This window comes from Methyloceanibacter sp. (assembly GCF_058506495.1).
This window is the reverse complement of record NZ_JBZMXT010000072.1, coordinates 1-10,942: the sequence shown is the minus strand read 5'-3', so window position 1 is coordinate 10,942 and position 10,942 is coordinate 1. Positions and strand designations below refer to the sequence as shown.

Sequence of the window (10,942 nt, the reverse complement as noted above, 5' to 3'; positions counted from 1 at the left end):
CTAAGATTGGGGCTTCGGCAGATCGATGGTTTTCGTGAGGCCGACGCCACTCAGGCTGTAGAAAGACGCGACCGCCCCTATACTGACACCCAGGATCTGTGGCGCCGCAGCGGTCTTAGCCGCGCCAGTATCGAGCGACTCGCTAGTGCCGACGCCTTCCGCTCGGTCGGCCTAGACCGTCGGCAAGCCCTCTGGGCTGTGCGCGGCCTGCCCAAAGAGATTGCCCTGCCGCTGTTCGAACATACGCGCACCACCGAAATAGGCCGTGAACTGGATGTCACTCTCCCGGCCATGCCGATGCCTGAGCATGTGGTGAACGATTACCGCACGTTGCGCCTTTCGCTTAAGGCCCATCCGATGACGTTCCTGCGAGCGCAAGTATCGGCTGCCCGTATCGTCTCATGTGCTGCGGTCAAGGCCATGAAAGACGGGACGCGAGTCAGCGTGGGCGGCGTGATCTTGGTGCGCCAGCGTCCTGGCACAGCCTCTGGCGTTGTGTTTATGACTATTGAAGACGAGACAGGCGTCGCCAACGCAGTGATCTGGCCCACGATCCTGGAGCGCATGCGTAAAGTAGTGATGGGGGCGCGGCTCGTCGTGATCCATGGCCGTGTGCAACGACACGAAGATATTATCCACGTCGTGGCGGAGCGGCTCGAAGACAAAAATCACTGGCTCGACCGCCTGTCGGAAGACGGCGAAGAGCTCGAGGCCACGTTGGCCAACGCGGACGAAGTCCGCAGACCGGACCAAGGCTCGTGGCGAGCGGGCCCGCACAGCGTCCGGCGCAACACAAGCCGCCCAAGTTGGCACCCGCGCTGCCACCCTCGCGACGCCCGCGTGATTCCCAAATCGCCGATCTTGCCGAAGTCTCGGGATTTTCATTGAGACAGGCTAACGGACGCGTGACTGGCAGCGACAGCGAAAGTCGATATGCTGCGCCCCATGTTGCACCTTACCAAGCAATCGTACCGCGTGTTTGCTGCACTTGCGGCGATCTTCCTTCTCACTGCTCCGGCACATAGTCTCGATCTGCCCGAAGGCGCGAGCGGCTTCGCGCAAAAGCCGCTGGTCAAAGCCAAAGAGCATATGATCGTTGCCGCCCATCCCCTGGCAACGCAGGCCGGCCTCGACATGCTGCGCAAAGGTGGCGCGGCGATCGACGCCGGCATTGCCGCGCAAATGGTGTTGACGCTGGTCGAACCGCAATCGTCAGGAATCGGCGGCGGCGCCTTTGTTCTCTATTGGGATGCCGTGCAGGAGACTCTCACCAACTATGACGGCCGCGAGACCGCCCCCGCAGGCGCCACGCCCGAGCTCTTCCTCGATGCGGCTGGCAATCCCTTGCCACGCCCCGTCGCAATGCATAGCGGTCTTTCCGTCGGTGTCCCCGGCGTGCTGGCGGTCCTCAAGCTCGTACACGACGAATACGGCAAGCTGCCCTGGGCCGAGCTTTTTCAGCCTGCCATCAAGCTTGCCCGCGCCGGCTTTCCAGTCTCGGCGCGGCTATCAAAAATGCTGGGGGATGCGGACATCAACACGTTCGATGCTGTCGCCCGCGCCTATTTCTTCGATAAGAATGGCAAGCCGCACTCGGCCGGAACCGTGCTCAAGAACGAAGAGCTCGCTCAGACGCTCGAAACTCTCGCCAATGAGGGAATCGAAGCCTTCTACGAAGGCCCGATCGCGTCCGATATCGTGAAGACGGTCCAAAGCGATCAGCGTGGTGCCAGCACTCTGAGCGAGAAGGACTTTGCCGACTACCAACCTAAGAAGCGCCCTGCCGTCTGCGTGCCTTATCGCAGTGTCTCTGTCTGCGGCATGGGGCCCCCATCGTCCGGCGCCGTCGCGGTCGGACAAGCGCTCGGGATGATTGAACCGTTTGACCTTGGGACGAGCCCGATTGACCCAAGTGCGATGCACGCACTTGTCGAAGCGCAACGCCTCGCCTTCGCCGATCGGGCGCGATACCTCGCAGATTCCGACTTCGTCTCCGTTCCCGTAGCCGGCCTTCTCGACAAAGAGTACCTGGCAACACGGCGATCACTGATTGACCCCGATCGTGCTGCAGAAGAAGTCACGCACGGGACGCCGCCGAACGTCTCCGGTTCTTTCGGCCGTGACGCTACCAAGGAGAGCGGTGGCACAAGCCATATCTCTGTGATTGATGGCAACGGTGATGCTTTCTCCATGACCACGACTATCGAATTCGCGTTCGGGGCGCGGAGCATGGTCCGAGGTTTCCTACTAAACAATCAGCTTACTGATTTTTCCTTTCTTCCAAAGGACAAGGACGGTGAGGAGGTCGCCAATCGCGTCGAACCTAGGAAGCGACCACGAAGCTCCATGGATCCGACTATGATTTTCGGCCCTGACGGTGATCTCGAGTACGTGCTTGGGTCGCCAGGAGGCGCCGGGATCATCCTCTTCAATCTAAAGGCGATCGTCGCGATGCTTGATTGGGGTTTGAACCCGGCTGAGGCCGCAGCTCTCATCAATTTCGGCGGAACACCGCGCGGGGTTCTCCTTGAAACCGGTGAAGACGGCGATGAGCTCGAGAATGCGCTCGATTCTAAAGGCCACACGGTCCGACGGGTCCCCATGACCAGCGGGCTGCATATCATCGCCGTCACGCCCGACGGCCTGGAAGGCGGCGCCGACCCTCGCCGCGATGGTGTCGCACTTGGTGACTGAGAATTTGGCGATTGAGCACTTGGTGTCGGCGCATCTGACGCGCTATGCCTCTGTCCCCACGCAATGGCGAGCAACTCAAACCTTATGTCTGGCCCTTACAAGATCGCGATCCGTGGCGCTGGAGTCACTGGGCTCTGGCAGGCGCTGACACTCGCGCGCCGTGGGCATCGTGTCATTGTGGTGGAGCAGTCAGCCGAACCGTTTGCCGACGCATGCAGTCCGTGGGCCGGAGCCATGCTTGCACCACGATGCGAGGAAGAAAGCGCCGAGTCCGTCATAACAGACCTGGGGCTGCGGGGCATCCAGCTGTGGCAGGGCCTATATCCGGGTCTAAGCATGAACGGCAGCGTCGTGGTTGCCCCTGCCCGAGACCGCAAGCTTCTCGATCGTTTCGAGCGCATGACGCAAGGGGCGAGCCGTTTGGACTCCACACAGCTTGAGCAGTTGGAGCCGGCCCTTGCGCCGCGCTTCGACACGGCCTTGTTCTATGCAGACGAAGCGCATCTCGATCCTGGCGCCGCGCTGACCTTTCTTCTCAATGAAGTGCGGAGCGCGGGCGCGGCTGTCCAGCTGGGCACCAGCGAAACTCCCGAGGGTGCGGACTTTATCGTCGATTGCCGGGGTCTCGGGGCGCAAGACATGCTGCCAACTCTGCGTGGCGTGCGCGGCGAGCGCATTGTTGTTCGCGCGCCGGACGTTTCCTTTGAGCGCCCGGTTCGCCTGCTCCACCCACGTTTTCCGCTCTATCTTGTGCCTTGGGGTCAAGACGAGACAGGCGCAAATGTGTTCATGCTTGGTGCCACCTCGATCGAACGCGAGGATGGCGGACCGGTGACGCTGCGTTCGGCATTGGAACTTCTGAGTGCCGCTTATGTGCTCGATCCGGCTTTTGGGGAGGCAGAAATCCTCACCCTCGGCGCCGGCGTGCGGCCCGCTTTTCCCGACAACCGGCCTAGGATTATAACAAGTTCAGGCTATATCTTTGTGAACGGCTTGTACCGGCACGGCTTCTTGCTTTCGCCAGTGATGGCCGAGCTGGTGGCGCAGCACCTGGAAACGGGCGCCACACACCCGGAGGTGTTCATTGCAGATTTTGGTAAACGGTGAGCAGCACACCACAGAGGCACTCAGCTTGGACGAACTCTGTACGGCACTCGGCTTCGCCAACGCGAAGATTGCCACCGCCGTGAATGGCTGTTTCGTAGCCGCCTCCGCCCGTGCGCGAACCGAGCTCTCGGAGGCCGACGAAATCGAAATCGTGGCGCCGAGACAGGGTGGATAGGAAAAGGCCGCTAGGTCACGACCGCTGATGCTTGAAATCTACGGCACAAAATTCTCCTCACGCATGCTGCTCGGCACAGCTGGGTATGCCTCACCGGATCTCTTGCGGCAGGCGGTCGAAGCTTCTGGCGCTCAAATCGTCACGGTCTCGCTGAGGCGGGAGTCTGCCCGCGCCAAGACCGGCCAGGGTTTCTGGGGTTTGATCGAAGAGATGGGACGTCGGGTCCTTCCCAACACCGCCGGTTGCCGCACCGCCAAGGAAGCCGTTACCACCGCTCAGATGGCGCGCGAGCTGTTCGGGACCAGCTGGATCAAGCTTGAAGTCATCGCCAACGACGACACGCTGCAACCGGAGGTCTTTGGTCTCGTGGAAGCGGCAGCTGAGCTCTGCGCCGACGGATTTGAGGTGCTGCCCTACACCACCGAGGACCTGAGTGTGGCCGAACGCCTAGCTGCAGTCGGCTGTGAGGTTCTCATGCCTTGGGGGTCACCCATCGGCTCCGCGCGAGGGCTCGCCAACAAGACAGCGCTTCAGACCCTGCGCGCCTATTTCCCCGAGACCCCCCTCATCGTTGACGCGGGCCTTGGGGCACCATCTCATGCTGCCGAAGTCATGGAGATGGGCTACGACGCGGTTCTCTTGAACACCGCCATCGCGAAGGCCGACAACCCGGTCACCATGGCGCGTGGATTCGCCCGTGCTGTCGAAGGCGGAAGGCTCGCCTTTGAGGCCGGCATTGTGGAGCCGCGCGACATGGCAACACCCTCGACCCCCGTGGTCGGCACGCCGTTCTTCAAAATCGACAGCGCGTCTTGACCGGTAGCGTGAGACAGCTCGACCCATTCTATCCAATCTTACCCGACACGGACTGGCTGAAGAGGCTCCTTCCGGCCGGTTTGAAGCTGGTACAGCTGCGCATCAAAGACGCGCCGGCTGACGTCATCAGGCGTCAGATCGAAGATGCTATCCGGCTGTGCAAACAGGCGGATTGCCAGCTTGTGGTCAACGACTACTGGCAGCTGGCAATCGATGCCGGGGCCGACTTTGTGCATCTTGGTCAGGAGGATCTCGCGAACGCAGACATCAGGGCTATCCGGCGTGCCGGGATAAAGCTCGGCATCAGCACGCATAGCGACGAGGAGCTGGACATCGCTCTCTCCGCCAACCCCGACTATGTGGCGCTTGGACCTATCTACCCGACTCTGCTGAAGAAAATGCCCTGGGCACCGCAGGGCCTTGAGCGCGTTGCCACTTGGAAAGCCAAAGTGCCGTGTCCCCTCGTGGCGATTGGGGGGATCACGCCCGATCGCGCACGCTTGGTCCTGGAGGCCGGCGCCGACAGCTTGGCAGTCATCACGGACATCTTGACGCATGAAGCCCCCGAGCGGCGCGCAGAGGCCTGGATGAAGCTCACGGGGCCGGGACGACGGCGGCGAGCGTCGCTCACATAAGGATAGCCGACCGATTAGACTTGACCTTTGCATGGTCTGCCGGAACACTTGTCTTCGAACCTTTATACCTGCGGAGCATCGATGAGTTATCGGCTTGATCCAGCCTTGCCCATCAGTGAGGCGTTGCGTTTTGTTGCTCTCGCCGAGTTAGACATAGCTCATACGTCGCTGGCGGCGCCGCCGGACCGGCACAAAGGCGTTCATAGTGCACGCAAGTGTTTCAAGCGCTTACGGTCGCTTCTCGGCCTGGCCCGACCAGGCATGCCGGAACCTCTGTATGCGAACCTCAACAAGCGCGTTGCCAAAATTGGCAAAGGGCTTGCGGCGGCCAGGGACGCGCACGCCCTATTCGATGCTCTGAATACGCTAGAGCGCAAGACCGAACCAGGGCTGGGCGATGCTCCTATCGAGGCGATGCGAGACTGGCTACAGGAGCGGCGTGAAGCCGCTGCGCGGAATCTGGAACGAAGTTCGGCATCGCAATCACTGGAGATGCTCTTGGAGCTTCGGCCGCGATTTGCAAGCCTCGTGGTCTATCCCGACGATTTCACGCCGTTATCGAAGGGACTGCAGCTCAACTACTACCGTGCCCGGGAGCAGTTCAAGTCGGCCTCCCGTAAAAAGGATCCAGAGCTTCTTCACGATTGGCGCAAGAGCGTCCAGAGACACTGGCGCCATATGCAATTGCTCACGGCCTGCTGGCCATCCGAACTCGGAGCGCGCGCCGAGGCAGCTCGCGGCCTGTCCCAGACGCTTGGCGACGACCACGACATCGCCAATCTGATGCATCTCGCGACTGCGCCGGCCATGACGTTTGGCACACCCGAGGATGTCTCCGCATTTCTGAAAAGGTGCAAGATCCGGCTAAAGGAGCTGCGGAAAGACGCCAAGGTCCGGGGTGAGCGTCTCTTTGTCGAGAAGCCGCAACCGTTTGCGGGACGCATCCATGCCTATTGGACCACCGCTGCGGTTGGCGCCCTGAAGCCTGTTGCAGCCGCTCCGCAGAGCAATAACGTCGTGGCGATCGACGATGCCCGGCCCGAACCGGCAATGCAGTCGAGTTAGCGCGGTCAGAAATAATCCTCGGCCTTTCCCAAACGAGCCTGCTGGAGTCTCTCCACGCGCAGCCGTAAAATGACGCTTCGCCCGTGCATGGGCACGACGCGAAACTCTGCTGAGAGACCAAAGGATGAGAGCGCTGCTGCTAGTCGCCTTGATGGTCGTGTGTCACCCCGCTCTCGCCTGCTCGTTCGACGCAGAGTGTCCGATGTCGGAGAGATGCCTCAAGCGTCCCGGCAACAAGACGGGCCATTGCGGCAACTATGACACTGGGCTCCGTGAGCCGCTGGACTTGACCGCCCCTCAGAAGAAGCTCTGCTCTCACGATATCGATTGTGGTGTCGGTGGAACCTGCCTGGCCGTGGGCGGCCAGTATGGCACCTGCGTCGGCATGTGAACGTCAGTCTACGGTGTTACATGCTTGGGCCGGACTGGGGGCTTGCCGCCGCTGCATTCGGCGACCACGTTAAAAATCGGTCACCTCATGACGATAGGCACACGCCGGTCTTGAAGGAGATGCATACCCTCCTTAACTCGAAGCGAGTGGCAAACAATCGAGAGAAGAACGGAGAATCATCATGCGAATTCTCATATGCGCACTTGCGATAGCGGCAATGTCTACGGTCGCCCAAGCCGACGATAGGGCGTTGACGGAACAAGAAATCGAGGGCGTGCAAAATGCGATCAAGGCGATCGGATGCACCGTCGCTGACAGCGAAATCGAGGCCGAAAAAGGCGGCTATGAGGCGGAGGATGCCATCTGTGACCGTGTCCAGTACGACATCTATCTCGACAAAGACTTCAGCATCACCAACAAGGTGAAAGAAGACTAGTGGCGTGGTGAAAATGCCTCGGCGCGCGGTTGGCCTCAACAAATCGGTCGATCGGGAACGCCGACAAATCGATCTGTTTACGGAGGACGCCTACTTAGGCAGGCGCACTCCGGCAAACCACAGATCTTAAGAAAGCTTTGCTGGCAAAGCTCTCAATGAGCCCTGCTTAGTGCGTTCATTTGCGAACGTCAGATAACCAAATCGTCTTAGACGGTGACGGTCATGCCGTCATAAGAAACGGTCCAACCTGCGGCCTCGACCGCGGCACGCTCAGGCGAGTCATCACGCAGCACAGGGTTAGAATTGTTCACATGGATATAGATCTTTCGCGCAATGCCGAGCGGCTCCATGAGAGCTAGCGTACCGTTAGGCCCAGACATATTCATGTGCCCAATGCGATCGCCCGTCTTCTGCATAAGCCCCTGATCAATCATTTCGTTGTTCTCGTAGAGCGTGCCGTCGAAAAATAAGAGTTCGGCACCCTGAAGTCGGCTCCGCAAGATATCGTCGAGCCCTGAACAGCCCGGGATGAAAAAGAACGACTTACCGCTTACGTCCTCGGTCACCTTGAGACCGATGGTATCGCCGACCTGGGTGCCAAAACTGCCGCCCGTGCCCTTTTCCTCGTCTTCAAGATAAAGCGGGATCTTGCCTGGTACGTCGAAGCCCTCGACCGTCAGTCCGACAGGTCCGTCCGGCCCCTCAATGGCGAACGGCGACCCCAGCGTCATCGTCTTGCGCGCGACCAAGTCCGGATTGAGCACATCAAAGATGCTATTGCTTGCAAGCACGTCGAGCACGCGCGCGCTGCCATAGACGGTCAGCGGCTGGCTCTCTCGGAGGCATAGGAGCCCTGCGACCGCGTCCACGTCGCCGTTCGTGAGAACGACGGACTTGATCGGGCTATTGCGCGGCGGACCATTCGGGTCTGGCTGAAGCTCAGGCGTCTCGTTGATCTGCTGTCGCAAGTCTGGCGCAGCGTTCAACAGAACCCACTGCTTGCTGTCCGCACTCACAGCAACAGAGGCTTGCGTCCGCGGCTTGACGGTTGGGACACCCGATCGCGCTTCGGCCGAGTTTCGACCGTTGCAGTTCCATTGCGGCAGGCCGCCGCCTGCACCCGCACCGATAACTTTGATGAGCATAGCAGCAATTTCTTGGCGTGTTCGGGTGGCGCCCGTCAAGACGAATCTTGGCCGCAACGACAAGATGCGGGCGACGTTGGCAAAGACAGTTCCTCACCATTGCAGAAACAAAGAGAAGCACGGCCCGAGAGCCGTGCCTTCTTGTCACTCGGTCTCCGACACTCTTCTGACGGGGATGAACGCCCGCGTCGTGAGGATCGCGCGTCTTAGTCGGCGGTGATCACATGGACGTTGAAGTCTTTGTCCAACCGGAAGTCGTACTGACGACCGTCTTTGCACTTCACGTCCTCGGCTTCAAAGACACCTGTGGCCTCGCTTTCTTTTTCATATTCACCACCTTCACAGCCCCAGGCAGCAAGAACTTCCTTGATCTTCGCAGTCTCTGCCTCAGACGGATCGTCATCGGCGAAAGCAGGCGTTGCCACGAATGCGAGCGCGGCAGCCGCAATCAATAGGTTTTTCATCGGATTCATCCTTTCTAGCTAAGCTTGAATTTAGCAGCGACGCTTGTCGCTTTTTCAGGCCCACTAGAGCGCTTCCCTGACGGACATTGCACAGTCCGCGTTGGTTTCAGGGGTTAAAACATAAGGGAGGCCTTGGCAATATAGCGGCAAAATTCTTGCCAAAGAGCCAGCCCCTTAGCGCGGGATTTCATGACGATAAGAGCTTAATCCAGCCCCTTACCGTTGCTCACAAGAGCTAACGTCGACCGGGTCGGAGGCGGCGTGTCTCGACGGTTCCCTCCGTTCGATCGATGGGGCCACGATAGCCCGGGACGCCGTATTTCGTATAGTTGCCGAAGCGGTCATAATAGCGGCGCGCGCCATAGCCCCAAAACCCCGGCGTATAGCCGTAATTCGGCGGAGGCAGCGGCGTGCGGTAGTCGTAGGCGTTCTTGTAACCTTCGCGTTCCTGGAAGAACCGAAGGTGACCGGTCTTAACGTAGCCGCCTCCGACGCGACACCAACCCTTCTTGCAGGCGGTCGCATTGACGACTTGCGAGATGCCGATGAGCCCGAGGACCTTCGCGTTCGTATTGGGCGTTGCATAGATGCTCGTCGGTCGCTTTGCCGCTGCCGTCGTCGCGATCGCATCAGCCGGCACGCTGACCAGTACCGCTGCGCAGAGTGCAATAAGAAGTAGTCGGGTCTCCGAAGCCTGAGCCATTTCGTTTGCAACAGCGATCCTGTTGGAGCTTGCGCCGGCGGCCGCCTAGCAGCGCCAGCGCTACTCGACAACCCATGCCAGGGCAAGTCGGAACGAACTGTAATTCCGAGGGCTCTAGACTACCACTTCATCCGTGCGCCAGCCATCACCGAACGTCCAAGGCCTGGCTTGATGCCGTCCTCGCGGTCGGTAATGTAGAGCTTGTCGGTAAGGTTCTCGCCGGATACGAAGACCGTTAACTTGCCACCCCACACGTCCCGGGGGATCGTGTAGTTCGCCCGCGCATTGAGAAGCCAGACGCTCGGGACCTTGCCATCCTCGCCGCTCGGATCGCCCGCGAAAGGCGTGTTTTCCTCGTCCGTGAAGAAGTCACCGCGATAGACATAGCTGACGCTCGCGTTCCAACCTGCCGTGCTCTCGATGCCCGTGGTCAGATATGCGACTTCCTGCAGCGCGAAGGGAATGCGATTGCCGACGACGTTCGTTCCGTCTGGCAAAATACCCTCCGTGATCTCACCGTTCGTATACGTGAAGGTCCCTTCGAAGTAAGGATTCAGTTTCCATCCAGTGAACGGCCGCGAGTCGAGGCGCCCGTACATCTCCACGCCGCTGATCTCAACCTCGTCAATGTTCGTGTAGACGTTGAGGCCAGAAGTGGTCGTTGCAGAACCACGGATCTGGTAGTTCTCGATAGACTTGAAGAAGCCGGCCACGTCAAAGATCACACCCTTGATGCCGGTCGACCGCACACCGAGCTGGAAGTTGTCGCCAAGCTCGTCACGCGGTGGGAAGGGTCCCTCGCGCTGAACAGGGATGGTCACGCCGCGGTTGTACCCGCCGTACATCGTTGTGTGATAGACCGTCTCGACTTCTTGAAGACCCTTATCCGCCGAAACCGGCACCACATCTCTACCGAACAAGCCCCAAGAGAACGAGATGCCCGGTAGCCAGTACGTCTTGTCGTAGCTGAAGTTCTGGTCGTTGGGATTGATTTCAAAGATGACGCATTCGCCCTCGTTGAAGAAGTCCTGACCGTCAATCTCGCACTCTTCAAGCTCGCGTTCGCCCTCGCCTTCTTCCTCACTCGAAGAAAGCTGACGCACTTCCGAAGAAAAATGCTCGAAGCGAATGCCCGGGACGATATCGAGAGCCGGCGTCGCGTGGATCACGGTCTGAGCGTAGGCCGAGACAGCGTCCGCTTCGTGCTCACTGTCGAAGACTGTCAGCCCCCGCTTATCGCCGTCCTCAAGGATCTCGCCCTGACGGCCGAAGAAGTTACGGTTGGCGAAGGTATGGTGCTCGAACCGCGCG

The 10,942-nt window shown here is 59.9% G+C and carries 13 protein-coding genes; 9 read left to right on the top strand and 4 right to left on the bottom strand.

What is annotated here, in order from left to right; translation table 11 throughout:
- The 9 genes from AC33YF_RS11050 to AC33YF_RS11010 all read left to right on the top strand — a co-directional run.
- A partial coding sequence (locus AC33YF_RS11050; protein ID WP_491777257.1) for a helix-hairpin-helix domain-containing protein occupies positions 1–888 on the top strand: 888 nt, incomplete at its 5' end.
- Positions 889–945: 57 nt separating this feature from the next.
- Positions 946–2,694, top strand: coding sequence for a gamma-glutamyltransferase (gene ggt, locus AC33YF_RS11045; RefSeq protein ID WP_491777256.1), 1,749 nt, complete (start codon positions 946–948; stop codon positions 2,692–2,694).
- A gap of 63 nt (positions 2,695–2,757) precedes the next feature.
- Positions 2,758–3,801, top strand: a complete 1,044-nt coding sequence (locus AC33YF_RS11040; RefSeq protein WP_491777255.1) for an FAD-dependent oxidoreductase — start codon at positions 2,758–2,760, stop codon at positions 3,799–3,801.
- On the top strand, positions 3,779–3,976 hold the full coding sequence (thiS, locus tag AC33YF_RS11035; RefSeq protein ID WP_491777254.1) for a sulfur carrier protein ThiS: 198 nt from the start codon (positions 3,779–3,781) through the stop codon (positions 3,974–3,976). The genes AC33YF_RS11040 and thiS overlap by 23 nt, the downstream gene beginning before the upstream one ends.
- A gap of 27 nt (positions 3,977–4,003) precedes the next feature.
- Positions 4,004–4,792 (top strand): thiazole synthase, encoded by a 789-nt coding sequence (locus AC33YF_RS11030; protein ID WP_491777253.1) that lies wholly within the window; start codon positions 4,004–4,006, stop codon positions 4,790–4,792.
- A gap of 8 nt (positions 4,793–4,800) precedes the next feature.
- A complete protein-coding gene (locus AC33YF_RS11025) occupies positions 4,801–5,427 on the top strand; it encodes a thiamine phosphate synthase (RefSeq protein WP_491777252.1) in 627 nt (208 codons plus the stop codon).
- 81 nt (positions 5,428–5,508) lie between these two features.
- The gene (locus tag AC33YF_RS11020; RefSeq protein WP_491777251.1) at positions 5,509–6,492 is read left to right on the top strand and encodes a CHAD domain-containing protein; all 984 of its coding nucleotides are present in this window, start codon (positions 5,509–5,511) and stop codon (positions 6,490–6,492) included.
- A gap of 202 nt (positions 6,493–6,694) precedes the next feature.
- A complete protein-coding gene (locus AC33YF_RS11015; protein WP_491777250.1) occupies positions 6,695–6,883 on the top strand; it encodes a hypothetical protein in 189 nt (62 codons plus the stop codon).
- 181 nt (positions 6,884–7,064) lie between these two features.
- Positions 7,065–7,319 (top strand): hypothetical protein, encoded by a 255-nt coding sequence (locus AC33YF_RS11010; RefSeq protein ID WP_491777249.1) that lies wholly within the window; start codon positions 7,065–7,067, stop codon positions 7,317–7,319.
- A 206-nt stretch (positions 7,320–7,525) separates the two neighbouring features.
- Here AC33YF_RS11010 and pqqB read toward each other — a convergent pair whose 3' ends face one another.
- The 4 genes from pqqB to AC33YF_RS10990 all read right to left on the bottom strand — a co-directional run.
- Positions 7,526–8,464, bottom strand: a complete 939-nt coding sequence (gene pqqB, locus AC33YF_RS11005) for a pyrroloquinoline quinone biosynthesis protein PqqB (protein WP_491777248.1) — start codon at positions 8,462–8,464, stop codon at positions 7,526–7,528.
- A gap of 206 nt (positions 8,465–8,670) precedes the next feature.
- The gene (locus AC33YF_RS11000; protein WP_491777247.1) at positions 8,671–8,928 is read right to left on the bottom strand and encodes a hypothetical protein; all 258 of its coding nucleotides are present in this window, start codon (positions 8,926–8,928) and stop codon (positions 8,671–8,673) included.
- 235 nt (positions 8,929–9,163) lie between these two features.
- Positions 9,164–9,631, bottom strand: a complete 468-nt coding sequence (locus AC33YF_RS10995; RefSeq protein ID WP_491777246.1) for a hypothetical protein — start codon at positions 9,629–9,631, stop codon at positions 9,164–9,166.
- 119 nt (positions 9,632–9,750) lie between these two features.
- On the bottom strand, positions 9,751–10,942 hold a 1,192-nt coding region (locus AC33YF_RS10990; RefSeq protein ID WP_491777245.1), incomplete at its 5' end, for a TonB-dependent receptor domain-containing protein.